This window comes from Achromobacter sp. HNDS-1 (genome assembly GCF_040084795.1).
GTDB lineage: Bacteria > Pseudomonadota > Gammaproteobacteria > Burkholderiales > Burkholderiaceae_B > Achromobacter > Achromobacter ruhlandii.
In genome coordinates this window covers 3075752-3099778 of sequence record NZ_CP157584.1, presented here as the reverse complement: position 1 = coordinate 3099778, position 24027 = coordinate 3075752, and the positions used below count along the sequence as shown (strand labels likewise).

General features: G+C 64.3%; 32 protein-coding genes. 26 read left to right on the top strand and 6 right to left on the bottom strand.

Features of this window, described 5'->3' with window-relative positions; all coding sequences use genetic code 11:
- Window positions 1–182: 182 nt before the first annotated feature.
- Window positions 183–1610 carry an NAD-dependent succinate-semialdehyde dehydrogenase gene (locus ABFG95_RS14420; RefSeq protein ID WP_278990894.1) on the bottom strand — a complete coding sequence of 476 codons (1428 nt, stop codon included), beginning with the start codon at window positions 1608–1610 and terminating at the stop codon, window positions 183–185.
- A gap of 186 nt (window positions 1611–1796) precedes the next feature.
- Here ABFG95_RS14420 and ABFG95_RS14415 point away from each other — a divergent pair, with 186 nt between their 5' ends.
- The 19 genes from ABFG95_RS14415 to rplQ all read left to right on the top strand — a co-directional run bounded on the left by ABFG95_RS14415 (window position 1797) and on the right by rplQ (window position 11954).
- Window positions 1797–2561, top strand: a complete 765-nt coding sequence (locus tag ABFG95_RS14415; RefSeq protein WP_348996026.1) for an aspartyl/asparaginyl beta-hydroxylase domain-containing protein — start codon at window positions 1797–1799, stop codon at window positions 2559–2561.
- 352 nt (window positions 2562–2913) lie between these two features.
- Entirely contained in the window at window positions 2914–3282 is a 369-nt protein-coding gene (gene rplN, locus ABFG95_RS14410; protein WP_006216531.1) for a 50S ribosomal protein L14, read from the top strand.
- Between the two features lie 11 nt (window positions 3283–3293).
- Complete coding sequence (gene rplX / locus ABFG95_RS14405) at window positions 3294–3614, top strand: 50S ribosomal protein L24 (protein WP_006389623.1); 321 nt, start codon at window positions 3294–3296, stop codon at window positions 3612–3614.
- Window positions 3615–3626: 12 nt separating this feature from the next.
- Window positions 3627–4166 carry a 50S ribosomal protein L5 gene (rplE, locus tag ABFG95_RS14400; protein ID WP_006389624.1) on the top strand — a complete coding sequence of 180 codons (540 nt, stop codon included), beginning with the start codon at window positions 3627–3629 and terminating at the stop codon, window positions 4164–4166.
- Window positions 4167–4178: 12 nt separating this feature from the next.
- Window positions 4179–4484 (top strand): 30S ribosomal protein S14, encoded by a 306-nt coding sequence (rpsN, locus tag ABFG95_RS14395; protein WP_006227037.1) that lies wholly within the window; start codon window positions 4179–4181, stop codon window positions 4482–4484.
- Between the two features lie 10 nt (window positions 4485–4494).
- Window positions 4495–4890: a 30S ribosomal protein S8 gene (rpsH, locus tag ABFG95_RS14390; protein WP_006216525.1), complete on the top strand. Its 396-nt coding sequence runs from the start codon at window positions 4495–4497 to the stop codon at window positions 4888–4890.
- 12 nt (window positions 4891–4902) lie between these two features.
- On the top strand, window positions 4903–5436 hold the full coding sequence (gene rplF / locus ABFG95_RS14385; protein WP_049077235.1) for a 50S ribosomal protein L6: 534 nt from the start codon (window positions 4903–4905) through the stop codon (window positions 5434–5436).
- 21 nt (window positions 5437–5457) lie between these two features.
- A complete protein-coding gene (rplR, locus tag ABFG95_RS14380; RefSeq protein WP_006389627.1) occupies window positions 5458–5823 on the top strand; it encodes a 50S ribosomal protein L18 in 366 nt (121 codons plus the stop codon).
- Between the two features lie 15 nt (window positions 5824–5838).
- Window positions 5839–6360, top strand: a complete 522-nt coding sequence (gene rpsE, locus ABFG95_RS14375; protein WP_006389628.1) for a 30S ribosomal protein S5 — start codon at window positions 5839–5841, stop codon at window positions 6358–6360.
- Window positions 6361–6363: 3 nt separating this feature from the next.
- Window positions 6364–6549, top strand: coding sequence for a 50S ribosomal protein L30 (rpmD, locus tag ABFG95_RS14370; RefSeq protein WP_006216520.1), 186 nt, complete (start codon window positions 6364–6366; stop codon window positions 6547–6549).
- Window positions 6550–6558: 9 nt separating this feature from the next.
- Window positions 6559–6999 carry a 50S ribosomal protein L15 gene (gene rplO / locus ABFG95_RS14365; RefSeq protein WP_020925824.1) on the top strand — a complete coding sequence of 147 codons (441 nt, stop codon included), beginning with the start codon at window positions 6559–6561 and terminating at the stop codon, window positions 6997–6999.
- A gap of 14 nt (window positions 7000–7013) precedes the next feature.
- Window positions 7014–8339: a preprotein translocase subunit SecY gene (gene secY, locus ABFG95_RS14360; RefSeq protein ID WP_006389630.1), complete on the top strand. Its 1326-nt coding sequence runs from the start codon at window positions 7014–7016 to the stop codon at window positions 8337–8339.
- 7 nt (window positions 8340–8346) lie between these two features.
- Window positions 8347–8565 (top strand): translation initiation factor IF-1, encoded by a 219-nt coding sequence (infA, locus tag ABFG95_RS14355; RefSeq protein ID WP_003806927.1) that lies wholly within the window; start codon window positions 8347–8349, stop codon window positions 8563–8565.
- A 34-nt stretch (window positions 8566–8599) separates the two neighbouring features.
- Window positions 8600–8713 carry a 50S ribosomal protein L36 gene (rpmJ, locus tag ABFG95_RS14350; RefSeq protein WP_003806928.1) on the top strand — a complete coding sequence of 38 codons (114 nt, stop codon included), beginning with the start codon at window positions 8600–8602 and terminating at the stop codon, window positions 8711–8713.
- Between the two features lie 43 nt (window positions 8714–8756).
- Window positions 8757–9122 carry a 30S ribosomal protein S13 gene (gene rpsM, locus ABFG95_RS14345; RefSeq protein ID WP_006389632.1) on the top strand — a complete coding sequence of 122 codons (366 nt, stop codon included), beginning with the start codon at window positions 8757–8759 and terminating at the stop codon, window positions 9120–9122.
- 15 nt (window positions 9123–9137) lie between these two features.
- The gene (gene rpsK / locus ABFG95_RS14340; protein WP_006216516.1) at window positions 9138–9539 is read left to right on the top strand and encodes a 30S ribosomal protein S11; all 402 of its coding nucleotides are present in this window, start codon (window positions 9138–9140) and stop codon (window positions 9537–9539) included.
- Between the two features lie 11 nt (window positions 9540–9550).
- Complete coding sequence (rpsD, locus tag ABFG95_RS14335) at window positions 9551–10174, top strand: 30S ribosomal protein S4 (protein WP_006389633.1); 624 nt, start codon at window positions 9551–9553, stop codon at window positions 10172–10174.
- Window positions 10175–10387: 213 nt separating this feature from the next.
- Entirely contained in the window at window positions 10388–11374 is a 987-nt protein-coding gene (rpoA, locus tag ABFG95_RS14330) for a DNA-directed RNA polymerase subunit alpha (protein WP_006216514.1), read from the top strand.
- 187 nt (window positions 11375–11561) lie between these two features.
- Window positions 11562–11954 carry a 50S ribosomal protein L17 gene (gene rplQ / locus ABFG95_RS14325; protein WP_006389635.1) on the top strand — a complete coding sequence of 131 codons (393 nt, stop codon included), beginning with the start codon at window positions 11562–11564 and terminating at the stop codon, window positions 11952–11954.
- A 103-nt stretch (window positions 11955–12057) separates the two neighbouring features.
- On the opposite strand, the gene ABFG95_RS14320 is transcribed toward rplQ, so the two are convergent.
- Window positions 12058–12495 (bottom strand): HIT family protein, encoded by a 438-nt coding sequence (locus ABFG95_RS14320; RefSeq protein WP_049077232.1) that lies wholly within the window; start codon window positions 12493–12495, stop codon window positions 12058–12060.
- Between the two features lie 119 nt (window positions 12496–12614).
- Here ABFG95_RS14320 and cutA point away from each other — a divergent pair, with 119 nt between their 5' ends.
- The 3 genes from cutA (at window position 12615) to ABFG95_RS14305 (ending at window position 15831) form a co-directional block, all read left to right on the top strand.
- Window positions 12615–12962 carry a divalent-cation tolerance protein CutA gene (cutA, locus tag ABFG95_RS14315; RefSeq protein WP_278990902.1) on the top strand — a complete coding sequence of 116 codons (348 nt, stop codon included), beginning with the start codon at window positions 12615–12617 and terminating at the stop codon, window positions 12960–12962.
- Window positions 12962–14836, top strand: a complete 1875-nt coding sequence (gene dsbD, locus ABFG95_RS14310; RefSeq protein WP_278990903.1) for a protein-disulfide reductase DsbD — start codon at window positions 12962–12964, stop codon at window positions 14834–14836. Before cutA ends, dsbD begins: the two co-directional genes overlap by 1 nt.
- Before the next feature lie 131 nt (window positions 14837–14967).
- Window positions 14968–15831 (top strand): DMT family transporter, encoded by an 864-nt coding sequence (locus ABFG95_RS14305; RefSeq protein WP_049077226.1) that lies wholly within the window; start codon window positions 14968–14970, stop codon window positions 15829–15831.
- 126 nt (window positions 15832–15957) lie between these two features.
- Here the strand turns inward: ABFG95_RS14305 and hemB are convergent, their stop codons facing one another.
- Both hemB and yihA read right to left on the bottom strand, forming a co-directional pair.
- Window positions 15958–16974 carry a porphobilinogen synthase gene (hemB, locus tag ABFG95_RS14300; RefSeq protein WP_049077224.1) on the bottom strand — a complete coding sequence of 339 codons (1017 nt, stop codon included), beginning with the start codon at window positions 16972–16974 and terminating at the stop codon, window positions 15958–15960.
- Entirely contained in the window at window positions 16971–17594 is a 624-nt protein-coding gene (gene yihA, locus ABFG95_RS14295; RefSeq protein WP_049077223.1) for a ribosome biogenesis GTP-binding protein YihA/YsxC, read from the bottom strand. Before yihA ends, hemB begins: the two co-directional genes overlap by 4 nt.
- Before the next feature lie 255 nt (window positions 17595–17849).
- Here yihA and ABFG95_RS14290 point away from each other — a divergent pair, with 255 nt between their 5' ends.
- From ABFG95_RS14290 to ccsB, 3 genes are all read left to right on the top strand, one after another.
- Window positions 17850–18551, top strand: coding sequence for a c-type cytochrome (locus ABFG95_RS14290; RefSeq protein WP_100503279.1), 702 nt, complete (start codon window positions 17850–17852; stop codon window positions 18549–18551).
- 117 nt (window positions 18552–18668) lie between these two features.
- The gene (locus tag ABFG95_RS14285; RefSeq protein ID WP_175144605.1) at window positions 18669–20747 is read left to right on the top strand and encodes a cytochrome c biogenesis protein ResB; all 2079 of its coding nucleotides are present in this window, start codon (window positions 18669–18671) and stop codon (window positions 20745–20747) included.
- A gap of 8 nt (window positions 20748–20755) precedes the next feature.
- The gene (gene ccsB, locus ABFG95_RS14280; protein WP_006392019.1) at window positions 20756–22102 is read left to right on the top strand and encodes a c-type cytochrome biogenesis protein CcsB; all 1347 of its coding nucleotides are present in this window, start codon (window positions 20756–20758) and stop codon (window positions 22100–22102) included.
- Between the two features lie 64 nt (window positions 22103–22166).
- On the opposite strand, the gene lysA is transcribed toward ccsB, so the two are convergent.
- Both lysA and ABFG95_RS14270 read right to left on the bottom strand, forming a co-directional pair.
- The gene (lysA, locus tag ABFG95_RS14275; RefSeq protein ID WP_063584691.1) at window positions 22167–23459 is read right to left on the bottom strand and encodes a diaminopimelate decarboxylase; all 1293 of its coding nucleotides are present in this window, start codon (window positions 23457–23459) and stop codon (window positions 22167–22169) included.
- Window positions 23456–23623, bottom strand: a complete 168-nt coding sequence (locus ABFG95_RS14270) for a lipoprotein (RefSeq protein WP_049078207.1) — start codon at window positions 23621–23623, stop codon at window positions 23456–23458. Before ABFG95_RS14270 ends, lysA begins: the two co-directional genes overlap by 4 nt.
- Before the next feature lie 55 nt (window positions 23624–23678).
- On the opposite strand from ABFG95_RS14270, the gene cyaY reads away from it, so the two are divergent.
- A complete protein-coding gene (gene cyaY / locus ABFG95_RS14265; RefSeq protein WP_049077214.1) occupies window positions 23679–24008 on the top strand; it encodes an iron donor protein CyaY in 330 nt (109 codons plus the stop codon).
- Window positions 24009–24027 lie beyond the last annotated feature (19 nt).

Genomic DNA, 24027 nt, shown 5'->3' with positions numbered 1-24027 from the left:
ACAAGTTTTTCTTCAGGCGTGGCTTCCCTGTTCCTGGGAGATGCCGCCCGCGAGTGAGGCGCAATCCTCGCCGGCCAGGGTTACAGCAACATGAAAGAATGGCGCCAAAATGAATGGGGTTGCTTGCGCGCGGGCGAAAAAAAAGCCCCGTAAGGGGCTTTTCTGGGGGCGAAGCGCCGAGGTCAGATGTGCGTGATGTACTTCGTGACCAGGTAGCCGTCGAACGTTTCCAGGCCGCCTTCGCTGCCGATCCCGCTGTCCTTGATGCCGCCGAACGGCGTCTCGGCCAGCGCGCTGCCGAAATGGTTGATGTTGACCATGCCGGCTTCCAGGCCGTTGGAGACCTTGGTGGCGGTCTGCAACGAGTTGGTGAAGACGTAGGAAGACAGGCCGAACGGCAGGCTGTTGGCGCGCGCCAGCACTTCATCGGTGTCCGTGAAGCGAACCACCGGCGCGACCGGACCGAAGGGTTCCTCGGTCATCAGCATGGAGTTGTCGGGCAGGTCGGTCACGACCGTGGGGGCGAAGAAGAAGCCCTTGCGGTCCAGCGGGCCGCCGCCGACCACTACCTTGCCGCCATGCTTCTTGGCGTCGTCGATGAAGGCGCTCATGGCGGGGACGCGGCGCTCGTGCGCCAGCGGGCCCATGTCGGTGCCGGCTTCCAGGCCGTCGCCAACCTTGATGTTCTTGAGCACGTCGGAGAAGCGCGCCAGGAATTGCTCGTAGGCGCCGTTCTGGACGTAGAAACGGGTCGGCGAGACACACACCTGGCCGGCGTTGCGGATCTTGAACTTGGCCAGCATGGTGGCGGCGCGGTCGATGTCGGCGTCGTCGAACACCAGCACCGGCGAGTGGCCGCCCAGTTCCATCGTGACGCGCTTCATGTGCGCGCCGGCCAACGCGGCCAGCTGCTTGCCCACCGGCACGGAACCGGTGAACGACACCTTGCGCACGATCGGCGAACGGATCAGGTAGTCGGAAATCTTGGCCGGTTCGCCCCAGACGATGTTCAGGCAGCCCTTGGGAAGCCCGGCGTCATGGAACATGCGCGCGATCGCCATGACGGCGCTGGGCGAATCTTCCGGGCCCTTGAGCACGACCGTGCAGCCGGCGCCGAGCGCGGCGGCGATCTTGCGGATGGCCTGGTTGTAAGGGAAGTTCCAGGGCGTGAAGGCGGCGCAGACGCCGATCGGCTCGCGCACCACGATCTGGCGCACGTCGGGGTTGCGCGGCGGGATCACGCGGCCGTAGATGCGGCGGCATTCCTCGGCGTGCCAGTCGGCGTGTTCGGCGCAGGAGGTGACTTCGCCGATGGCCTCGGCCAGCGGCTTGCCCTGGTCCAGCGTCATGTTGCGGCCGATTTCCTTGGCGCGCTCGCGCGACAGGGTGGCGACCTTGCGCAGGATGGCCGAACGATCCATGGGAGAAGATTTCTTCCAGAATTCGAACGCGCGCTGGGCGGCGGCTAGCGCACGGTCCAGATCCGCTTCGGTGGCGTGAGGCAGCTGGCCGAGCACTTCCAGCGTGGCCGGGTTGATGACGTCCTGGGTGCGCCTGCCCTCGCCGGCGACGAATTCGCCGTCGATATACAGCGCCAACTGTTCATACATGCCTGTCTTTCCTTGCGAAATAGGAGTGGGTAGCGATCGCAATCGCCCATGCCAGTCTAAACCAGCTTGTCCGCCGCGGGGAGGGCCAATCCCTGTCGCCGCCTTGGAGCCAATGGACGCCTCTTGCGTCGCGGGGGCGGCATGGACAAAATGGTGCATCTTTGGCTGTCTATACAGATACTTATTGTGCAACCTGTCGATACGCGTCCGCCCAGCCAGCCCAGTGCCTATTCCCGTGTCTTTTTCCGTTTCATCGATTGGCTGCGCCACCGTATCGCGCAGGCGTCCCTGGTGGGCGACCGCCCGATCTTCCACAACAGTCAGTTCCCCTGGGTCGCGCGCCTGGAGGCCCAGGCGCCCGCCATCCGCGCCGAGTTGATGGCGTTGCTGGCCGAGCGCGAGCGGCTGCCGTCTTTCCATGAACTGTCCCCGGATGTCGGCATGATCACCTCCGATGATCAGTGGAAGACCTTCGTCTTCATGGGCTATGGCCTGCGTTCCGACCGCAACCTGGCCCGCTGCCCGGCCACGGCGCAGGCGCTGCGCGAAATCCCCGGCCTGCGCACGGCCTTCTATTCGATCCTCGAACCCGGCAAACGCATTCCCCTGCATACCGGTCCCTATAACGGGGTGCTGCGCCTGCACCTGGGACTGCTGGTGCCCGAGCCGGCCGAGCGCTGCTGGATCGAGGTGGGGGGCGAGCGCTACCAGTGGAAGGAGGGCGAGGCCGTGGTGTTCGACGACCTGTATCCGCACCAGGTGCACAACGACACGGACGGCACCCGCGCCGTGTTGTTCGTCGACTTCGAGCGTCCCTGTCGTGCCCCGATCCGTTGGCTGAACCGGCTGGTGCTGATGGCGGCGCCCTTCACCGACGAGATCCGGCGTGGCAAGGCCAACCACGACGCCTGGGAGCGGAACTACTATCGAAATAAAACGGGGGTGGATTAAGGCGGCATCCTCGGCGGGGGCAACGCGACAGTTGTCCACAGGCACTGTCGTGTATTTGCTCTCTCTTTCACAAAGGGCTTGCGCTCAAAATCTAACCAGGCTAGAATGGTCAGCTTTCCCAGATTGTCGATTGGCCTGGAACTAGCCGGGCCAACGTGTTGGGGGAATACCCGCAGGATTTCAACCCAGGGTCGTTGCGTTGCCACCAGCTGATGGTTTTAGGGCGAAAGCTCAAGACCAGCCAGCAACAAAGCAGGGCGGCTGACCTGACGGGACCAAAACTGGCAGGAATTGCAGTGTTCCCTTTTTTGGGGAAAACCGTATTTCCAGTTAAGTTGGAACAGGAAAAATCATGATCCAAATGCAGACCACGCTGGACGTGGCCGATAACACTGGTGCGCGTCATGTCATGTGCATTAAGGTGCTCGGTGGCTCCAAGCGCCGTTATGCCGGTATCGGCGACATCATCAAGGTGAGCGTCAAAGATGCGGCTCCGCGCGGACGCGTCAAGAAAGGCGAAATTTACAATGCCGTGGTGGTTCGTACCGCCAAGGGCGTGCGCCGTAAGGACGGTTCGCTGATTCGTTTCGGTGGCAATGCCGCCGTGTTGCTCAATGCCAAGCTGGAGCCCATCGGCACCCGCATCTTCGGACCCGTTACGCGTGAACTGCGTACCGAGAAGTTCATGAAGATCGTGTCGCTGGCCCCGGAAGTGCTGTAAGGAGCCCTACGATGAACAACATTCGTAAAGGCGACGAAGTCATCGTCCTGACCGGCCGCGACAAGAAGCGTCGCGGTACCGTGCTGGCGCGCGTCGATGCCGACCACGTCCTGGTCGAAGGCGTCAACGTCGTCAAGAAGCACGTGAAAGCCAACCCGATGGCCAACAACCCGGGTGGCATCGTCGAAAAGACCATGCCGATCCACATCTCGAATGTGGCGCTCTTCAACCCCGCCACCGGTCGTGGCGACCGCGTCGGCGTGCAAGAAGTCGAAGGCCGCAAGGTTCGCGTGTTCCGTTCCAATGGTGCCGTTGTCGGCGCCAAGGCGTAAGGGGCGATAGACATGTCTCGTTTGCAAGATTTCTACAAGAGCAAGGTCGCTGGCGACCTGCAGGCCAAGTTCGGCTACAAGAGCGCCATGGAAGTGCCGCGCATCACCAAGATCACCCTGAACATGGGTGTCTCGGAAGCCGTCGCCGACAAGAAGGTCATCGAGCACGCTGTCTCGGACCTGACCAAGATCGCTGGCCAAAAGCCTGTCGTGACCAAGACCAAGAAGGCTATCGCCGGTTTCAAGATCCGCGAAAACTACCCGATCGGTTGCATGGTCACGCTGCGTGGTCAACGCATGTACGAATTCCTGGATCGCCTGGTGGCGGTTGCGCTGCCTCGCGTGCGCGACTTCCGCGGCATCTCGGGTCGTGCTTTCGACGGCCGTGGCAACTACAACATCGGGGTGAAAGAGCAGATCATTTTCCCCGAAATCGAGTACGACAAGATCGACGCGCTGCGTGGGCTGAACATCAGCATCACCACCACCGCGAAGACCGACGAAGAAGCCAAGGCGCTGTTGACGGCCTTCAGCTTCCCGTTCCGTAACTAAGGGGCTGATGACGTGGCTAAACTTTCCCTCATCAATCGCGACATCAAGCGCGCCAAGCTGGCTGACAAGTTCGCCGCCAAGCGCGCTGAGTTGAAGTCGATCATCGACGACCAGTCGAAGACCGACGAAGAACGTTACCAAGCTCGGCTCAAGCTGCAACAGCTGCCGCGCAATGCCAACCCGACGCGTCAACGTAACCGTTGCGTGGTCACCGGTCGTCCGCGCGGTGTGTTCCGCAAGTTCGGCCTGACGCGCCACAAACTGCGTGAAATGGCGATGAAGGGTGAAATCCCCGGCATCACCAAGGCCAGCTGGTAGGAGAAAGAATATGAGCATGAGCGATCCCATCGCCGATATGCTGACCCGCATTCGCAATGCGCAGCAAGTGGACAAAGTTACGGTGAGCATGCCCTCCTCGAAGCTGAAGGCGGCCATTGCCGCCGTGCTGAAGGACGAAGGCTACATCGACAGCTTTGAAATCAAGGGCACCCAGGCCAAGCCTGAGCTCGAGATCACCCTGAAGTACTACGCTGGCCGTCCGGTCATCGAGCGCATCGAACGCGTTTCGCGCCCTGGTCTGCGTATCTACAAGGGCCGTACCAGCATTCCTCAGGTCATGAACGGCCTGGGCGTGGCTATCGTGTCGACCTCGCGCGGCGTCATGACCGACCGTAAGGCTCGCGCCAACGGCGTCGGCGGCGAAGTGCTGTGCTACGTGGCCTAAGGAGAAATTCGAATGTCACGTATCGCTAAGTATCCGGTCGACCTGCCCAAGGGTGTCGAAGCCGACATCAAGCAGGATCAGATCACCGTCAAGGGCCCGCTGGGTTCCCTGACCCAAGCCCTGACTGGCGACGTTACGGTTCAGTTGGACAACGGCAAGCTGACGTTTGTCGCCGCCAACGAAACCCGTCACGCCAACGCCATGTCGGGTACCGTGCGCGCGCTGGTGGCCAACATGGTCAACGGCGTGAGCAAGGGATTCGAGCGCAAGCTGAATCTGGTTGGCGTGGGTTACCGCGCCTCGATTCAAGGCGACGCCGTTAAGCTGCAGCTCGGTTTCTCGCACGACGTTTTGCACAAGTTGCCGGCCGGTATCAAGGCCGAATGCCCCACCCAGACGGAAATCGTCATCAAGGGCTCCAACAAGCAAGTCGTCGGTCAGGTGGCCGCTGAAATCCGCGCGTACCGCGAACCCGAACCCTACAAGGGCAAGGGCGTGCGTTACTCGGACGAACGCGTCGTCATCAAAGAAACCAAGAAGAAATAACGGCGCACGCAAGGACGAATCATGGACAAAAAAGTTTCCCGTTTGCGTCGTGCGGTTCCGACCCGCCGGAAGATCAACGAGCTGCGCGTTCATCGCCTCTCGGTTTTCCGCTCGAACCAGCACATCTACGCCAATATCATTTCGCCGGAAGGCGATCGCGTTCTGGTCAGCGCCTCGACGGTGGAAGCCGAAGTGCGCGCCCAGCTGGCTGGCCAGACCGGCCAAGGTGGCAACAAGGCCGCCGCTTCGCTGGTTGGCAAGCGCGTGGCTGAAAAGGCCAAGGCTGCCGGTATCGAACTGGTCGCTTTCGATCGCTCGGGCTTTCGTTACCATGGCCGCGTGAAAGCGCTGGCCGATGCCGCGCGTGAAGCCGGCCTGAAGTTCTAAGCGAGGATCTGTCAAATGGCTAAAGTACAAGGCAAGAACGCCGCGGAAAAAGAGAACGATGACGGCCTCCGCGAAAAGATGATCGCGGTCAACCGCGTGAGCAAAGTGGTCAAGGGTGGTCGCACCATGAGCTTTGCCGCGCTGACCGTGGTTGGCGATGGCGATGGCCGCGTCGGCATGGGCAAGGGCAAGGCGCGTGAAGTGCCGGTGTCGGTTCAGAAGGCTATGGAACAGGCCCGTCGCGGCATGTTCAAGGTGGCCCTGAAGAACGGCACGCTGCACCACACCGTGGTCGGCAAGCATGGCGCCGCCACCGTGCTGATTTCGCCCGCTGCTGAAGGTACCGGCGTCATCGCCGGCGGCCCGATGCGCGCTATTTTCGAAGTGATGGGTGTGCGTAACGTGGTTGCCAAGAGCCTGGGCTCGAGCAACCCCTACAACATGGTTCGCGCCACGTTGAATGGCCTGCGCGCTTCCCTGACCCCGGCGGATGTTGCTGCCAAGCGCGGCAAGACCGTCGAAGAGATCCTGGGGTAAATCATGGCTCAGAAGCAGATCAAAGTGACCCTCGTGCGCTCCGTGATCGGTACCAAGCAATCGCACCGTGACACGGTTCGCGGTCTGGGCTTGGGCCGTATCAACAGCAGCCGCGTGCTGGTCGATACGCCCGAGGTGCGTGGGATGATCCGTAAGGTGGATTATCTCGTTTCCGTCTCGGAAGCCTAAGGAATCACCATGTCGGATATGCAACTTAATACGCTGAAGCCCGCCGAGGGCAGCAAGCACGCCAAGCGCCGCGTCGGCCGTGGCATCGGTTCGGGTCTGGGTAAGACCGCCGGCCGTGGTCACAAGGGTCAGAAGTCGCGCTCGGGCGGTTTCCATAAGGTTGGCTTCGAAGGCGGTCAAATGCCGCTGCAGCGTCGCCTGCCCAAGCGTGGTTTCACCCCGCTCGGTCAGCACCTGTACGCCGAAGTCCGTCTGTCGGACCTGCAAGCCGTGCCCGTCGACGAAATCGACGTGCAAGTGCTGAAGGCGGCTGGCGTGATTGGCCAGGCGGTTCGTTACGCCAAGGTCATCAAGTCGGGTGAACTCTCGCGCAAGGTCGTGCTCAAGGGCATTACCGCGACGGCTGGCGCTCGCGCCGCCATCGAAGCCGCGGGCGGCTCGCTTGCTTGATCACGAGGTGACGAGTGGCTAACGCGCAGGCATTGGGTAAAACCGGAACGCGGTACGGCGACCTCAAGCGCCGCCTCGTGTTCCTGGTGCTCGCCCTGGTGGTTTACCGTTTGGGTACACACATCCCCGTTCCGGGTATCAACCCGGACGCGCTGGCGGACTTGTTCCGTCAGAACCAGGGCGGGATCCTGGGCCTGTTCAACATGTTCTCGGGCGGGGCGCTCTCGCGCTTCTCGATTTTTGCCCTGGGGATCATGCCGTACATTTCGGCATCCATCATCATGCAGTTGATGTCGGTGGTGGTGCCGTCGCTGGAAGCGCTCAAGAAAGAGGGCGAGGCCGGCCGTCGGAAGATTACCCAATACACCCGCTACGGCACGGTCGTGCTGGCGCTGGTGCAGGCAGTGGGCATTTCGGTTGCGCTTGAGTCCCAGCAGGGACTTGTGATCGATCCGGGCATGCTGTTTCGCTTCACGACCGTCGTGACCCTGGTCACCGGCACCATGTTCGTCATGTGGCTGGGTGAGCAGATCACGGAACGCGGTCTCGGCAACGGGATTTCCATCCTGATCTTCGCAGGTATCGTTGCGGGCCTGCCCGCGGCGCTGGCTGCACTGTTGGACCTGGTCCGCACCAACGCGATGTCCGTGCTGTCGGCACTGTTCATCGTGGCCCTGGTGGTGCTGGTTACCGCTTTTGTGGTGTTCGTGGAACGCGGACAGCGCAAGATCACGGTGAACTACGCCAAGCGTCAGGTCGGCAACAAGGTCTACGGTGGTCAAAGCTCGCACCTGCCGCTGAAGCTGAACATGGCCGGGGTGATTCCGCCGATCTTCGCGTCGTCGATCATCCTGTTCCCGGCCACGATCACGAGCTGGTTCTCCAGCAGTGAGAACATGCGCTGGCTTAGCGACCTGGCTGCGGCCCTGTCGCCTCGTCAACCGCTCTACATCACGCTGTATTCGGTCGCGATTATTTTCTTCTGCTTTTTCTACACGGCTCTGGTGTTCAACAGCCGCGAAACGGCGGACAACCTGAAGAAGAGTGGTGCGTTTGTTCCGGGCATCCGTCCGGGCGAACAGACGGCCCGCTACATCGACAAGATCCTGATGCGTCTGACGCTCGCAGGTGCCATCTACATCACGTTGGTGTGCCTGTTGCCGGAATTCCTGGTGATGCGGTGGAACGTCCCCTTCTACTTCGGTGGTACGTCTCTGTTGATTATTGTGGTGGTGACGATGGATTTCATGGCGCAGGTCCAGGCCTACATGATGTCTCACCAGTACGACTCGTTGCTCAAGAAGGCTAACTTCAAGGGCGCGGGTTTGCCGATGCGGTAAGCAAAAGATGTCCAAGGACGACGTCATTCAGATGCAAGGCGAGGTTCTTGAGAACCTCCCGAACGCGACATTTCGCGTCAAGCTCGAAAACGGCCACGTGGTGTTGGGCCATATTTCCGGCAAGATGCGTATGCATTACATCCGGATCCTGCCGGGTGACAAGGTCACAGTGGAGCTCACGCCCTATGACCTGACGCGAGCCAGGATTGTTTTCCGCTCCAAGTGAGCGAAACCGGATTACGGAAAATTAGGAGTCAACCATGAAAGTAATGGCATCGGTTAAGCGGATCTGCCGCAACTGCAAAGTTATCAAACGTCACGGCGTGGTGCGCGTTATCTGCACCGACCCGCGTCACAAGCAGCGTCAAGGCTAACTCGGGTTAGCGACTACGCAACGGATTTATTCAAGGAACAGTCATGGCCCGTATTGCTGGCATTAACATTCCGCCGCATCAGCACGCCGAGATCGGCCTGACCGCCATTTTTGGCATCGGTCGTACGCGCGCTCGCAAGATCTGCGAAGCGGCTAACGTCCCGTTTGACAAAAAGGTCAAGGATCTGAGCGACGCTGAACTGGAACGCGTCCGCGAACACGTTGGTGTGTTCACGGTCGAAGGTGACCTGCGTCGTGAAGTGCAGCTCTCGATCAAGCGTTTGATCGACCTGGGAACCTACCGCGGCATGCGCCACAAGCGCGGCCTGCCCGTGCGCGGCCAGCGCACTCGCACCAACGCCCGCACCCGCAAGGGCCCGCGTCGTGCTGCTGCGTCCCTGAAGAAATAATCGAGGAACTGGATTATGGCGAAAGCTTCCACCAGCGGCGCTTCGCGCGTGCGCAAAAAGGTCAAGAAGAACGTCTCGGACGGCATCGCGCACGTTCACGCTTCGTTCAACAACACCATCATCACCATCACCGACCGTCAGGGCAACGCTTTGTCGTGGGCCACGTCGGGCGGTGCTGGCTTCAAGGGTTCGCGTAAGTCGACCCCGTTCGCCGCGCAGGTCGCCGCTGAAACGGCCGGCCGTGTCGCGCTGGAATACGGCATCAAGACGCTGGAAGTGCGTATCAAGGGCCCCGGCCCCGGCCGTGAATCGTCGGTCCGCGCCCTGAACGCGCTGGGCATCAAGATCTCGTCCATCGCCGACATCACGCCCGTTCCGCACAACGGCTGCCGTCCGCCGAAGCGTCGTCGTATCTAAAGGGAATCCACATGGCACGTTATATTGGACCCAAATGCAAGCTCTCGCGTCGCGAGGGTACTGACCTGTTCCTGAAGAGCGCCCGCCGCTCGCTGGATTCCAAGTGCAAGCTGGATTCCAAGCCTGGCCAACACGGCCGCACTTCGGGTGCCCGCACTTCCGACTACGGCCTGCAGCTGCGCGAAAAGCAAAAGCTCAAGCGCATGTACGGCGTGCTGGAAAAGCAATTCCGCAAGTACTTCGCTGAAGCCGAGCGTCGCCGTGGCAACACCGGCGAAACGCTGATCCAGCTGCTGGAATCGCGCCTGGACAACGTCGTCTACCGCATGGGCTTCGGCTCGACCCGCGCCGAAGCTCGCCAGCTGGTGAGCCACCGCGCCATCGAACTGAACGGCCACACCGCCGACATCGCTTCGATGCTGGTCAAGGCTGGCGACGTCATCTCGATCCGCGAAAAGGCCAAGAAGCAAGGCCGTATCAAGGAATCGCTCGACCTGGCCACCAGCATCGGCATCCCCCAGTGGGTGGAAGTCGACACGACCAAGCTGACCGGCACGTTCAAGTCGGCTCCCGATCGCGCTGACGTCGCTCGCGACATCAACGAATCGATGGTCGTCGAACTGTACTCGCGTTAATCACGCCTGCCGGCGCCTCCTTCGCAAGGTGCTGGCACGCTGGTTTCGCGACCGGTTTGCAAGTCTCGCAGCAGCCCGCTTTCCGCCTTTTGGCGGGGCGGGCTTTGCGGTAAGTATCGGGCGGCTTTTTGCGCTGCCCGCGTTTCACGTTTCAACCTGTCCATCAGCCTTATCGGTGTAACGAGCCGAGGGTATTGAAAAGGAACACAGTACATGTCCACTCAAGGTTTCCTGAAGCCGCGCTCCATTGAAGTCGAACCGGTCGGCACCCACCATGCCAAGATCGTGATGGAGCCGTTCGAGCGCGGCTACGGCCATACGCTGGGCAACGCCCTGCGCCGCATCCTGCTGTCTTCGATGACCGGCTACGCGCCGACCGAAGTCCAGATGACGGGCGTGGTGCACGAATACTCGACCATCCCGGGCGTTCGCGAAGATGTCGTCGACATCCTGCTGAACCTGAAGGGCGTGGTCTTCAAGCTGCACAACCGTGACGAAGTCACCCTGGTCCTGCGCAAGACCGGCGCCGGCACCGTGCTGGCCAGCGACATCGAGCTGCCGCACGACGTCGAGATCATCAACCCCGGCCACGCCATCTGCAACCTGACGGACGCGGGCAAGCTGGAAATGCAGATCAAGGTCGAGAAGGGCCGCGGCTACGTGCCGGGCAACGTGCGCGCGCTGTCGGAAGACCGCACCCACACCATCGGCCGCATCGTCCTGGACGCCTCGTTCAGCCCGGTCCGCCGCGTCAGCTACGCGGTTGAAAGCGCCCGTGTGGAACAGCGCACCGACCTGGACAAGCTGGTCCTGGACATCGAAACCAACGGCGTCATCTCGCCCGAGGAAGCGGTGCGCCAGTCGGCTCGCATCCTGATGGACCAGATCTCGGTCTTCGCCGCCCTGGAAGGCGCCGGCGATTCGTACGAAGCCCCGGTCCGCGGCACGCCGCAGATCGACCCGGTGCTGCTGCGTCCGGTCGACGACCTGGAACTGACCGTGCGTTCGGCCAACTGCCTGAAGGCCGAAAACATCTACTACATCGGCGACCTGATCCAGCGTACCGAGAACGAACTGCTCAAGACCCCGAACCTGGGTCGCAAGTCGCTCAACGAGATCAAGGAAGTCCTGGCCGCACGCGGCCTGACGCTGGGCATGAAGCTCGAAAACTGGCCCCCGCTGGGCCTGGAGCGTCCGTAAGTCTTGCAGGGTGGCGCCCCTCTCGCGGGGGCGTTTCCCGCGGCGCCCGGCCTCACCGCCGGGCGGTTTGCGAAACCGTCGTAAAATGCACCGTTTTCCACCGGACCGCGGCCTGATCGCAGGTTGATAGAAGAGCCGGATAACCCGATGGCGGAAACGCCTTCATTAGATTCAAAGGATACTTATCATGCGTCACGGTAATGGCTTGCGTAAGCTCAACCGCACCAGCAGTCACCGTCTTGCCATGTTCCGCAACATGGCCGTTTCGTTGATCACCCACGAAGCCATCAAGACCACGCTGCCCAAGGCGAAAGAACTGCGCCGCGTCATCGAACCCCTGATCACGCTGGGTAAAGAACCCACCCTCGCGAACAAGCGTCTGGCTTTTGCCCGTCTGCGCGATCGCGACGCCGTGGTGAAGCTGTTCGCCGAAATCGGCCCGCGCTACGCGGCCCGCAACGGCGGCTACACCCGCGTGCTGAAGATGGGTTTCCGTCAAGGCGACAACGCGCCCATGGCTTTCATGGAGCTGGTCGACCGTCCGGAAGTCGATGAGGCCGCTGAGGACAGCGCCGAATAAGTTTCGGTGTCTAGATAAGCGACAAGGGCGGGTCTTCGGACCCGCCCTTGTTTTTTTTGCGCGACGCTTGCGGATCGCCCAGGCGGCGCAGGCGGGCCGATCGCTACGAGGCGTACAGTTCCCCTCGCAATTGCGCGGCGGTGGCCGCCAGGGCCTCCTGGGGCGCCTGCGGCGGCATGCGGAAGGTCAGGTCCTGCTGCTCGATGTACTGGGTCGAGGTGACGTCCTGTGGATGATGCATCGGGATCACGTGCGCATGGGTATGCGCGACGTGGATGCCGGTGAAGGCGAAGCCGACGCGGTCCACGCCGTAAAGCCGCTTCATGTGGCGCCCCAGCTTCTGCCCCAGGTTGACGATGTGGCCGGCCAGGTCGGCGGGCATGTCCTCGTAGTAGGGATAGTGCTGCTTGGGAATGATGAGCGTGTGGCCGGGGCGCACCGGCTGGATGTCCAGGAAGGCCATCAGGCGGTCGTCTTCGTGGATGATGTGGGCCGGGATCTCGTGGCGGGCGATGCGGCAGAACAGGCAGTTATCGGACATGCTTGCCTCGGAGGGGATGGGTGCGCGGTGGCCGCGGGTCTGATTGTCGGCGGACGCGGGCGGCGATACCGATAAAATACCCCGAGTTACATCCCACACGGGTATTCCCAGGAGGCTCCATGTTGCGCGATGACGACGTCGTGCTGGTCATCAGCAATGCGCCGGACCTGTTGCTGGCCAAGCGTATCGCCCACGTGCTGGTCGAGGATGGCCTGGCCGCCTGCGTGAACCTTGGGGCGCCGGGCCTGTCCATCTACCGGTGGCAAGGCGAGGTGGAAGGGGCCGAGGAAATCCCCATCCACATCAAGACCACCTACGCGCGCCACAAGGCCGTGGTCCAGGCCCTGGCGCAGATGCATCCCTACGACGTGCCCGAAATCATCGTGCTGCCGGTTATCGGCGGCGCGGCGCCCTATCTCGACTGGGTGCGCCAGCAGACGGCCATCGAGCAGAACAAGAGAGACTGATGTTGCAACCCGCGGTCCGAACCGGCGCACCGATGCGTGCCTTTTTCCCCAAGCTGCTGGCGCTGCTGGCCATGGCCATGCTGTGGCTGGCCTGGCACGCGCCGGCGCGCGCCGAGGCCGAGTTCCTCGAACCCGAAAAGGCCTTCGTCTTCAGCGCGGCGATGGCCACGCCGGATACCGTCGAGTTGCGCTTCCGGGTGGCGCCGGGCTATTACATGTACCGCGAGCGCTTCGGCATCAGCATCAGTCCGCTGGGCGCGGCCACGCTGGGCGAGCCGGTCTACCCCAAGGGCGACGTCAAATACGACCCGACCTTCGAGAAGGACATGGAGGTCTATCACCAGGACGTGCTGATCCGCGTGCCGGTGACGGCCGGAGGCCAGCCGTTCACGCTGACGCTGACCGGGCAGGGCTGCGCCGATGCCGGCCTGTGCTATCCGCCGATGGACAGCAGCGTGAAGCTGACGCCGGTGGCGGGCGGCTACGCGCTGGCGGGCAGCGGCGGCGCCTCGGCCGCGCCGGTGGCTTCGGGCGGTGGCCTGAGCGCGCTGGTGAACGCGGGCGACACCGGCCTGGCCGATGCCCTGGGCGGACTGGGCTGGATCAAGACGGCCGGCGTGTTCCTGGTGCTGGGCCTGCTGCTGGCGTTCACGCCCTGCGTGCTGCCCATGATTCCCATCCTGTCCTCGATCGTGCTGGGCGGCGCCAGCCAGGAACGTCCGACGCGCGGCCGCGGCCTGGCGCTGGCGGCGACCTACGTGCTGGGCATGTCGGTGGTCTATACCGCGCTGGGCGTGGCCGCCGGCTTGAGCGGCGCGGGCCTGGCCGCGTGGCTGCAGACGCCGTGGATCCTGACGCTGTTCGCGATCCTGCTGGCGGTGCTGGCGCTGGCGATGTTCGATGCCTTCACCTTCCAGATGCCGTCCGGCATCCAGGCGCGGCTGGCCGAGCGCTCGTCGCGCATTCCTGGCGGCCGTTACACCGGCGCGTTGCTGATGGGCGCGTTGTCGGCGCTGATCGTCGGGCCTTGCGTGGCCGCGCCGCTGGCCGGCGCGCTGCTGTACATCTCGCAGACCGGCGACGTGGTGCTGGGCGGCGCGGCCCTGTTCGCGATGGCGTGGGGCATGGGCGTGCCGCTGCTGATCGTCGGCGCCTCGTCGGGCGCGCTGCTGCCCAAGGCCGGGCCGTGGATGGACGGTGTCAAGCGGCTGTTCGGCATGCTGCTGCTGGCGACGGCTTGGTGGATGCTGATTCCGGTGGTGCCGACCTGGGTGCAGATGACGGGCTGGGCCTTCCTGGCGATCGTCGGCGCGGTGATGCTGCGCGCGTTCGACGCGTTGCCGGCGGGCGCCGGCTCGGCGCGCATGTTCGGCAAGGGCATCGGCCTGCTGCTGGCCCTGGCCGCCGCCGCGTGGCTGATTGGCGCGGCCAGCGGCGGCCGCGACGTGCTGCAGCCGCTGTCGCATTTTGCCTCCGGCGGCCCGGCGGCCTCGGGCGCCGCCGCGCATGCTGGCGAGCTGCAGTTCAAGCGCGTGCGCAATAACGCCGAGCTGGACGCGCTGCTGGCCGCGAGCACGCAGCCGGTGATGCTGGACTTCTACGCCGACTGGTGCGTGTCGTGCCGCGAGATGGAGCGCTTCACCTTCACCGATCCGGGCGTGGCGCAACGCATGGCCGGCATGTTGCTGGTGCAGGCCGACGTGACCGCCAACAATGCCGACGATCGGGCGTTGCTCAAGCGTTTCCGCCTGTTCGGCCCGCCGGGGATCATGTTCTTCGAACCCGGCGGCAAGGAATTGCCGGACGCGCGCGTGGTGGGCTTCCAGGACGCCAAGCGCTTCACCGAGTCGCTGGACCGCGTGCTATTGCGTTGAGCGGCGGCCGGCCGCTACCATGAGGGTTCGCGCCGCGTGGGCGGCGCCTCCAACCCCTCAGGCCGGCGCCCGTGACGTCTCCGACAGTCGATGCAAGCCAGGACCGCACCGGTCTGATCTATCTGCAATTGATGTTCGTGATGGCCACCTGGGGCCTGAACATCGTCTCCATCAAGTATCTGACGCAGCACATGGATATCCGCGCCCTGGCGGCCTTGCGGATCGCCGTGGCGTTCGTCGCCGTCACCCTCATCGTCAAGGCGCGGCGCGGCCGCATTCCGAAGCTGGGACGCGTGGAACTGGCCTGGGTGGCGCTGGCGGGCTTCCTGGTGGTGTATGCGCACCAGACCGCGCTGGTGTACGGGCTGCAGTTCTCGTCGGCCGCCAACGGCACGCTGCTGATGGCCACCAGCCCCTTGCTGTCGGCGCTGCTGGCGGCCCTGTTCTATCGCGAGCGGCTGACATGGCTGCGCATCGCCGGCGCCTTGCTGGGCCTGGCCGGCGTGGCGATGGTGGTGGTGGGCAGCGGCGCGCAGATTGGCCTGACCGGCTGGGGCGACGCCATCGTGTTCCTGGCAGTGGCGGTGTTCGTGTTCGGCGGGCTGGTGATCCAGCGCATCTCGCGCACGCTCGATCCGCTGGCGATGCTCTGGTACATGTACCTGGCCGGCGGCCTGATGCTGATGGTGCACGCGGCGATGACGCCATCGTCGTATGACGCGGACAACTGGAGCATGACGTGGTGGCCGTGGCTGGTGCTGCTGTTCTCGGCGGTGATCGCCTCGGGTGTCAGCAACATCCTGTGGAACGCGGGCATCGCCCGGTTGGGCATCAGCCGCGCGGCGCTGTTCGTGAACTGGCTCCCGATCTTCGGCCTGCTGTTCGCCGCGCTGTTCCTGGACGAGCACGTCACGCTGGTGCACGTGGCGGGGCTGGCCTGCATTCTCAGTGGCACCTGGCTGGGCCTGCGCCGCGGCGCGCCGGCGTCGCGTTGAAACCGCGGCGGGCCGCAAGGGCCCGCCGGTAGTTGGCGTTGCATGGGCGCGTTTCGTGTGCGCGTTTCATGCCGAGGCGCGCGGATGACGAGCGGGGCAGGGCCGAGCAGGCCCCGCCAGCCGGGATCAGCGCTGCTGCTTGAGCAGCCGCGCCGCTTCGATCGCGAAGTACGTCAGGATGCCGTCGGCGCCGGCGCGCTTGAACGCCAGCAGCGCTTCCATCATGACCTTGTCGTGGTCCAGCCAGCCATTGGCGGAAGCCGCCTTGATCATCGCGTATTCACCGCTCACCTGGTAGGCGAAGGTCGGCACGCGGAAGGTGTCCTTGACGCGGCGCAGCACGTCCAGGTACGGCATGCCGGGCTTGACCATGACCATGTCGGCGCCTTCCTGCAGGTCGGCGGCGACTTCGCGCAGCGCTTCGTCCAGGTTGCCCGGGTCCATCTGGTAGGCCATCTTGTTGGACTTGCCCAGATTGGTGGCCGAGCCCACGGCGTCGCGGAACGGGCCGTAGAAGGCGCTGGCGTACTTGGCCGAGTAGGCCATGATCTGGGTGTGGATGTAGCCGTTGGCCTCCAGCGCGCGGCGCACGGCGCCGATGCGGCCGTCCATCATGTCGCTGGGGGCGACCATGTCGACGCCGGCCGCGGCCTGCGTCAACGCCTGCTTGACGAGGATCTCGACGGTCGGCTCGTTCACGACGTAGCCGTTTTCATCAATGACGCCGTCCTGGCCGTGGCTGGTGTACGGGTCCAGCGCCACGTCGCACAGCACGCCCAGGTCGGGGAATTGCTTCTTCAGCTCGCGCACCACGCGCGGGATCAGTCCGTCGGGGTTGGTGGCTTCGATGCCGTCGGGGGTCTTGAGCGCCGGGTCGATGGCGGGAAACAGCGACAGCACCGGGATGCCCAGCGCCACGCATTCCTCGGCCACCGGCAGCAACGTATCCAGCGAATAGCGCACCACGCCCGGCAGCGACGGCACGGCCTGTTTCAGCCCGCTGCCCTCGGCCACGAAGACCGGATAGATCAGGTCGTTGACGGTGAGGGCGTTCTCGCGCACCAGGCGGCGGGTGTAGTCGTCGCGGCGCAGGCGGCGGGGGCGGGAAACCGGGAAGTCGGGGGTGATGATCTGCGGGTTCATGGTACGACCTTGGGAGAAATCCAGTTTTCTATGTGCGCGCCAGCTTCTTCCAGGCCGATGCGCTCCGGCGCCGAGAAGGGGATGGTGTGCAGGGCGCCGATGTCCGCCAGGTCTTTGCGCACCGAGAACACGGTGCGCACGCGCTGGCCGTAGGGCAGCTTGTCGGCTTTGGTGAGCAGCGCCAGCACCGGGCGTCCGGTGGGGGCGATGAAATTGGCCAGGCGGCGGTCCAGTTCGGTGACGCCGCGGCGGATGTCGATGAGCAGCACGATGCCGGCCAGCGATTCGCGGTCGCGCAAATAACCGCCCAGGATGTCGGCCCACTTTTCCTTTTCGTCGCGGGCCACGGAGGCATAGCCGTAGCCGGGCAGGTCGACCAGATAGCCGATGTGGCCTTCGGGGTTCAACGGGTCGGGCAGGCCGAACATGTTGATCAGGCGCGTGCGGCCCGGCGTCTTGCTGGAGAAGGCGAGACGGCGCTGGTTGCACAGCACGTTGATGGCCGTGGACTTGCCGGCGTTGGAGCGGCCGACGAAGCAAACCTCGGGCGCGTCAGGAGGCGGCAACTGGTCGAGGCGAGCGGCCGACGTGAGAAAAGAGGCGCGATGTAGGAGGGACACGGGTGGCTTTGGATACGGTTGGTTTCGAGCCCTATTGTATAATCCGGCGTTTGCAACAGTGGTCCCCGTGCGCGGAGCCGTCTCTTTTGCTTACCGTTGAGGGCATTTCGTACCCGCCGGTCATCCGGCTTCGCAGGTACACCCGCCTTTGACGCGCAGGCAAATGGGCAAATCAGGTTCGATACGGTTTTCCAGATGTGCGGGCAGGCGTGGGCGCCTTTTTGCGCCTTGATCGATGTGATCGTCGAGGTCTTCATGAAGCGTGTGCTGTCCCGGATGTTGGTTGCGAGCGGGCTGTTGCTCGGCGCCTCCGCCTTTTCTACTACGAGCTTCGCCGCTGACGGCGCCGCGGGCCCGGCCAAGCCGGATGCCGCCAAGGGCGGGCAGCTGTTTGACCAGGGCGATGCCTCGCGCGGCATCATCGCCTGTGCGTCCTGTCATGGCGCGGCGGGTAACAGCACCATCCCGGTGAACCCCAACCTGGCCGCGCAACCCCACGAATACCTGGTCAAGCAGTTGACCGATTTCCAGGTCAAGCAGGGCGCCAAGCTGCCGGTGCGCAATGGCCCCGGCGGCAATCCGACCCCCATGACCGCCATGGCGCAGAACCTGACGCCGGCAGACATGCAGAACATTGCGCTGTATCTGGCGCAGCAGCCGCTGAAAGAACCCGCCACGGCCGGCCAGGAGAAGTTGGTTGACCTGGGTCAAAAGATCTGGCGCGGCGGTTTGCCCGAGCGCAATGTTCCGGCCTGTGCCGCATGCCATTCTGCCAATGGCGCGGGCATTCCGGGCCAGTACCCCCGCCTGTCGGGCCAGTTCCCCTTGTACATCGAAGAGCAGCTCAAGCTGTTCCGCAGCGGCGATCGCGCCAACGACGTGATGCACGCCGTGGCCGACCGGATGTCGGATGCCGACATCAAGGCCGTGGCGGACTACGCGGCTGGCCTGCGGTAGCCGTACGCCGGCACGCGCGCGGCTGGTCCGCGTTCACGCAACCTGGCATGGCGGAACCTGATTCCGTCATGCGCTGTCTACGAGGGGGGTAGCCGATCGCGCGGCCCCCCTTTTTTCATGAATTCGACTCAGACACACTCCCGTCCCTCCCTGCGCAGCCTGCCCCGCGATCTGTTTGAATTGCTAGGCTCGATGCGTTTCGCCGTCAGCCTGCTGATGTTCATCTGCGTGGCGAGCCTGGTGGGGACGGTTCTGCAGCAAAACCGCTCGTCCAACAACTACATCGACCAGTTCGGGCCGTTCTGGTTCGAGGTGTTCGACAAGTTCTCGATCTGGCACGTCTACAACAGCTGGTGGTTCCTGCTGATCATGGCGTTCCTGGTCATCTCGACGTCCGTCTGCCTGATCCGCAACGCGCCCAAGATGCTGCGCGACGCGCGTTCGTTCCGCGAGCACGTGCGCGGCGGCAGCCTGCGGGCCTTTCCGCACCGCGTCGAGACCGAGGCGCCCACCGACGTGCCGCGCACCGCGGCCGGCCTGACGGCGCTGCTCAAGCGCATGGGCTATGCGGTGCGCGAGCGCCAGGACAGCACGGGCGTGCTGCTGGCGGCCAAGAAGGGCAGCGCCAACCGGCTGGGTTACGTGTTCGCCCACGCCGCCATGGTCATCATCTGTATCGGCGGCCTGCTCGACAGCGAGCTGCCGGTGCGCCTGCAGGTCATGTTTGGCGGCAAGAAGCCGATCGTCGAGAACATGCTGATTTCCGAGGTGCCGGAGAGCGGCAGGCTGTCGGTCAACAATCCGAGTTTCCGCGCCAGTGTGCTGGTGCCGGAGAACGGCCAGGCCAGCACGGCGGTGGTGATGGTGGGGGATGGCGCCCTGGTGCAGCCGATGCCTTTCACCCTCAAGTTGAAGAAATTCGTTGTCGACTACTACTCGACGGGCATGCCCAGCCGCTTCGCCAGCGAAGTGGAGGTGACGGATCCGGATACGGGCAAGAGTTTCGATTCCACCATCGAGGTCAATGAACCGCTGCGCTTCAAGGGCATGACGGTCTACCAGTCCAGCTTCGATGACGGCGGCAGCACGGTGGTGCTCAAGGGTTATCCGCTGGTGGGTACGGCCAACACCACGTTCACAGTCGATGGTACCGTGGGCAAGACCGCGGAAGTAAGCGCTAACACTGCGCGTGGCCCGCGCAGCATGGGCGTGGAGATCACGGCCCTGCGCCCGATCAACGTCGAGGACCTGACCCGCGGCGAACCCAAGGGGGGCAGCCAGAGCTTCGCTGAGCACGTGGCTTCGGTGGCCGGCAGCGCGGCGGGCAAGAAGAACGAAAACCTGCGCAATGTGGGCCCCAGCGTCGAATACAAGCTGATCGACGACGCCGGCCAGGCGCATGAATTCCAAAATTACATGCTGCCGGTCCAGCTGGACGGCGCCAGCGTGTTCCTGGCCGGCGTGCGCAACAACGCCTCGGAGCCGTTCCGCTACCTGCGGATCCCGGCGGACGATGAGGGTTCGGTGGCCGAATTCATGCGCTTGCGCGCCGCGCTCGCCGACCCGACGGCGCGCCAGGAGGCGGCGCGCCGCTTCGCGGAGCGCAACAGCCCGAGCGGCGCCGATCGCCAGCCGCTGCAGACGGCCGCCGAGCGCGCCCTGGAAACCTACGCCGGCGGCGGCCTGCAGGCCGTGGCGGCGTTCCTGCAGGCCAACACGCCGGCGACCGACCTGGAGCGCGCGGCGGACGTGGTGATCCGGCTGATCGGCGCCAGCATGAACGAGCTGCGCGCGGTCGAGCGCGAACGCGCCGGCCTGCCGCCCGTGGCCACCGAGGGGCCCGAGGCCGAGCGCGCGGCGCTGTGGTCGCGCCTGTCGGTCGCGGCGCTGTCCGACCTGACCGTCTACCCGGCGCCGGTATTCTTCTCCCTGGCCGATTTCAACCACGTGCAGGCCAGCGTGTTCCAGGTCAGCCGCACGCCGGGCAAGAATACGGTCTACCTTGGCAGCCTGCTGCTGGTGCTGGGCGTGTTCTCGATGTTCTATATTCGGGATCGTCGTGTCTGGATCTGGATCAAGCCGCAGGAAGGCGGCAGCGGCATCCTGGCGGCGATGACTTCGCAGAAGCGTACACTCGACTTCAACCAGGAGTTCGATCGCTTCAAGCAGGCGCTGCTGCGCCAGAAAGGGTCTTAAGGTTTCCTATGTCCACGACGACCACCACGCATTCCCCCACGCCCGACAACCTCTGGCAGGACAGCCTGTCCGAGACCGGTGACAGCCGCGCGCAGCGTGGCCGGCCGGACTGGACTGACATCGTGTTCTTCCTGCTGCTGGCGGCGGGCGCCGGTTTCGCCCTGACGCGCTTCAGCGGCGCCATGGACTACTACGAGAAGATCATCCTGTGCGGCACCGTGCCGGTGCTGGCCTGGATGGGCTGGCTGTGGCGGCCCCTGCGCCGCCTGATGGTGGCCTGTGCGATCGCGGCCGGCCTGGCGCTGATGCTCTACGGCAACGACCTGGCGCGGGCCGAGCAGGTGTTCTTCCTGAAATACCTGTTCTCGTCGCAATCGGCCATCCTGTGGATGAGCGCGCTGTTCGCGCTGGCCATGGTGTGTTACTGGATCGGCTTCTTCAGCCCGACCGCGGCCTGGCTGGGCACGGCCCTGACCTGGGGCGCGGTGTTCGCGGGCGTCACCGGCCTGCTGGTGCGCTGGCGCGAGGGCCATCTGATGGGCCCCGACCTGGGCCACATCCCGGTCAGCAACCTGTACGAAGTGTTCGTGCTGTTCGCGCTGATCACGGCGTTGTTCTATCTCTACTACGAACGCAAGTACGCCACGCGCGCGCTGGGCGGCTTCGTGCTGTTGGTGGTGACCTCGGCGGTTGTGTTCCTGCTGTGGTATTCGTTCACGCGCGATGCCGGGCAGATCCAGCCGCTGGTGCCGGCGCTCAAGAGCTGGTGGATGAAGCTGCACGTGCCGGCCAACTTCATCGGCTACGGCACCTTCTCGCTGGCGGCGATGGTCGGCTTTGCCTACCTGGTCAAGCAGCACGGGCAGACCTCGTCGTGGCTCAAGCTGGCGCCGCTGTTCGTGCTGGGCGTGCTGCTGTGCGCCGAGCCGATGGTATTCCGCACCGACGGCCTGTCGGCCACCTGGATGCTGTATTTCGGCATCGGCGCCGTGATCGTCGGCGCCATCCTGCTGGGCCGGCGCCGCATCGCCGCCGCGCTGCCGCCGCTGGAGGTGCTGGACGACATCATGTACCGCGCCATCGCCATCGGCTTCGCCTTCTTCACCGTGGCGACCATCCTGGGCGCGCTGTGGGCCGCGGACGCCTGGGGCGCGTACTGGCAGTGGGACCCCAAGGAAACCTGGGCGCTGATCGTCTGGCTGAACTACGCGGCCTGGCTGCACATGCGTTTGATCAAGGGCCTGCGCGGCACGATGGCGGCCTATTGGGCGCTGACGGGCCTGCTGATCACCGGCTTCGCCTTCCTGGGCGTGAACATGTTCCTGTCGGGGCTGCATTCCTACGGGCAGCTGTAATTCCAGCTCGCATGGCTAAAGGCCCCGTCTCGACGGGGCCTTTTTCATGCGTGGCAGGAGAGGTTCAGGGCAGCGTCGATTCGCCGCGCAGCAGGTCGTCCAGTGTTTCGCGCTGGCGCACCACGTGATAGTGGTCGCCGTCGACCATGACCTCGGCCGCGCGCGGGCGGGTGTTGTAGTTGCCGGCCATGGTCATGCCGTAGGCGCCGGCTGATTCCAGCGCCAGCACGTCGCCTTGCTCGATGACCAGCGCGCGCTGGCGCGCGAGCCAGTCGGCGCTTTCGCAGACCGGGCCGACGACGTCATAGTCGAGCGCATCGCCGGCGCGCGGCAGCAATGGCCGCAAGCCGTGCCAGGCATCGTACAGCGCCGGCCGCAGCAGGTCGTTCATGGCGGCGTCGACGATGGCGAAATTGCGCGCCTCGCCGTGCTTGAGGTATTGGACGGTGGTCAGCAGCAGGCCGGCGTTGCCCACCAGCGAGCGGCCGGGCTCCAGCACCAGGCGCAAATGGCCCTGGCCGCGGGCCTGCAGACGCTGGAACACGCCGTCCAGCAACGCCTTGGGCGAGGGCGGTGTTTCATCGCTGTAGCGGATGCCCAGGCCGCCGCCCAGGTCCAGGTGCGACAGGCGGATGCCGATGCCTTCCAGGTCGGCGACCAGATCGAGCAGCTTTTCCAGCGCATCAAAATAGGGACTGATGTCGGTCAGCTGCGATCCGATATGGCAGTCCAGGCCGGTGACTTCCAGGCCGGGTAGCAGCCGGGCGCTGCGATAGGCGTCCAGCGCCGCCCCGATGGGGATGCCGAACTTGTTTTCCTTGAGGCCGGTGGAAATGTAGGGGTGGGTCTGTGCGTCGACGTCCGGGTTGACCCGCAGCGCCACCCTGGCGCGCCGGCCGGCTTCCTGGGCTACGTCGGACAGCCGCTGCAGCTCGGCTTCGGATTCGACGTTGAAGCACATGACGCCGGCATCCAGGGCCGCGCGCATTTCCCAGGCCTGCTTGCCGACGCCGGAGAAAACGATGCGGGCGGGGTCGGCGCCGACGGCCAGGGCGCGCTTGAGTTCGCCACCAGAGACGATATCGAAGCCGGCGCCGAGGCGGGCGAATTCCTTCAGGACGGCCAGGTTGGAGTTGGCCTTCATGCCGTAGCAGACCAGCACGGGCCGCTGGCCGACAGCGCTGTGGTAGGTGTTCCAGGCGGCTCGCAGCGCCGCGCGGGAGTAGACGTAGAGCGGCGTTCCCAGTTGCCCGGCCAGATGGTCCAGCGGCACGTCTTCGGCGTACAGCACGTTGTTGCGGTACTGGAAGAACGGGTGCCCGGCCAGGTCGGGCGGAACCGGGAACGCGGCGGTCATGGCAGCGAGGGCGCGGATGGTATCTGCGGCACCTGGGGCGTGGTCTGGCCCTGCCCGGCGGGTGGCGGCTTGCCGTCGGGCGTGGGCATGTACAAAGGACCCTTGTAGCCGCAGGCCGCAACCATGCCGGTCGCCACGAGCGTGGCTACAATGCGAAGAGACATGCGGCTGAATGCCAATTGGAACACTGGGAACTCCGTAATTCTTGCAGGCTCGATTATGACCGAATCCGAATTTCTTGCGTTGATCGACCAGGTGCTGAACAGCATCGAAAGCCAGGCCGATGACTGGGCGGCTTCGCTCGACGTCGACGTCGAAACCAGCCGCAGCGGCAATGTGCTGACGATGGTGTTCGAGGACAATACCCACGTGGTGGTGAACAGCCAGGCCGCCATGCAGGAACTGTGGGTGGCCGCGCGCAGCGGCGGCTTCCACTATCGCTACGACGGCCAACACTGGAACGATACCCGAGGCGGCCCGAATCTGCCCGATGCGCTATCGCAGATCTGTTCGGCCGCGGCCGGCGTGCCCGTCACGATCCGACTGTAGCGTTCAACAAAAAAAGCCG

Coding starts and splice junctions, on each gene's coding strand:
- ABFG95_RS14420 (WP_278990894.1), bottom strand. CDS start 1,610: ATGTATGAACAGTTGGCGCTGTATATCGACGGCGAATTCGTCGCCGGC.
- rplN (WP_006216531.1), top strand. CDS start 2,914: ATGATCCAAATGCAGACCACGCTGGACGTGGCCGATAACACTGGTGCG.
- rplX (WP_006389623.1), top strand. CDS start 3,294: ATGAACAACATTCGTAAAGGCGACGAAGTCATCGTCCTGACCGGCCGC.
- rplE (WP_006389624.1), top strand. CDS start 3,627: ATGTCTCGTTTGCAAGATTTCTACAAGAGCAAGGTCGCTGGCGACCTG.
- rpsH (WP_006216525.1), top strand. CDS start 4,495: ATGAGCATGAGCGATCCCATCGCCGATATGCTGACCCGCATTCGCAAT.
- rplF (WP_049077235.1), top strand. CDS start 4,903: ATGTCACGTATCGCTAAGTATCCGGTCGACCTGCCCAAGGGTGTCGAA.
- rplR (WP_006389627.1), top strand. CDS start 5,458: ATGGACAAAAAAGTTTCCCGTTTGCGTCGTGCGGTTCCGACCCGCCGG.
- rpsE (WP_006389628.1), top strand. CDS start 5,839: ATGGCTAAAGTACAAGGCAAGAACGCCGCGGAAAAAGAGAACGATGAC.
- rpmD (WP_006216520.1), top strand. CDS start 6,364: ATGGCTCAGAAGCAGATCAAAGTGACCCTCGTGCGCTCCGTGATCGGT.
- rplO (WP_020925824.1), top strand. CDS start 6,559: ATGTCGGATATGCAACTTAATACGCTGAAGCCCGCCGAGGGCAGCAAG.
- infA (WP_003806927.1), top strand. CDS start 8,347: ATGTCCAAGGACGACGTCATTCAGATGCAAGGCGAGGTTCTTGAGAAC.
- rpmJ (WP_003806928.1), top strand. CDS start 8,600: ATGAAAGTAATGGCATCGGTTAAGCGGATCTGCCGCAACTGCAAAGTT.
- rpsM (WP_006389632.1), top strand. CDS start 8,757: ATGGCCCGTATTGCTGGCATTAACATTCCGCCGCATCAGCACGCCGAG.
- rpsK (WP_006216516.1), top strand. CDS start 9,138: ATGGCGAAAGCTTCCACCAGCGGCGCTTCGCGCGTGCGCAAAAAGGTC.
- rpsD (WP_006389633.1), top strand. CDS start 9,551: ATGGCACGTTATATTGGACCCAAATGCAAGCTCTCGCGTCGCGAGGGT.
- rpoA (WP_006216514.1), top strand. CDS start 10,388: ATGTCCACTCAAGGTTTCCTGAAGCCGCGCTCCATTGAAGTCGAACCG.
- rplQ (WP_006389635.1), top strand. CDS start 11,562: ATGCGTCACGGTAATGGCTTGCGTAAGCTCAACCGCACCAGCAGTCAC.
- ABFG95_RS14320 (WP_049077232.1), bottom strand. CDS start 12,495: ATGTCCGATAACTGCCTGTTCTGCCGCATCGCCCGCCACGAGATCCCG.
- cutA (WP_278990902.1), top strand. CDS start 12,615: ATGTTGCGCGATGACGACGTCGTGCTGGTCATCAGCAATGCGCCGGAC.
- dsbD (WP_278990903.1), top strand. CDS start 12,962: ATGTTGCAACCCGCGGTCCGAACCGGCGCACCGATGCGTGCCTTTTTC.
- ABFG95_RS14305 (WP_049077226.1), top strand. CDS start 14,968: ATGTTCGTGATGGCCACCTGGGGCCTGAACATCGTCTCCATCAAGTAT.
- hemB (WP_049077224.1), bottom strand. CDS start 16,974: ATGAACCCGCAGATCATCACCCCCGACTTCCCGGTTTCCCGCCCCCGC.
- ABFG95_RS14290 (WP_100503279.1), top strand. CDS start 17,850: ATGAAGCGTGTGCTGTCCCGGATGTTGGTTGCGAGCGGGCTGTTGCTC.
- ABFG95_RS14285 (WP_175144605.1), top strand. CDS start 18,669: ATGAATTCGACTCAGACACACTCCCGTCCCTCCCTGCGCAGCCTGCCC.
- ccsB (WP_006392019.1), top strand. CDS start 20,756: ATGTCCACGACGACCACCACGCATTCCCCCACGCCCGACAACCTCTGG.
- lysA (WP_063584691.1), bottom strand. CDS start 23,459: ATGACCGCCGCGTTCCCGGTTCCGCCCGACCTGGCCGGGCACCCGTTC.
- ABFG95_RS14270 (WP_049078207.1), bottom strand. CDS start 23,623: ATGTCTCTTCGCATTGTAGCCACGCTCGTGGCGACCGGCATGGTTGCG.
- cyaY (WP_049077214.1), top strand. CDS start 23,679: ATGACCGAATCCGAATTTCTTGCGTTGATCGACCAGGTGCTGAACAGC.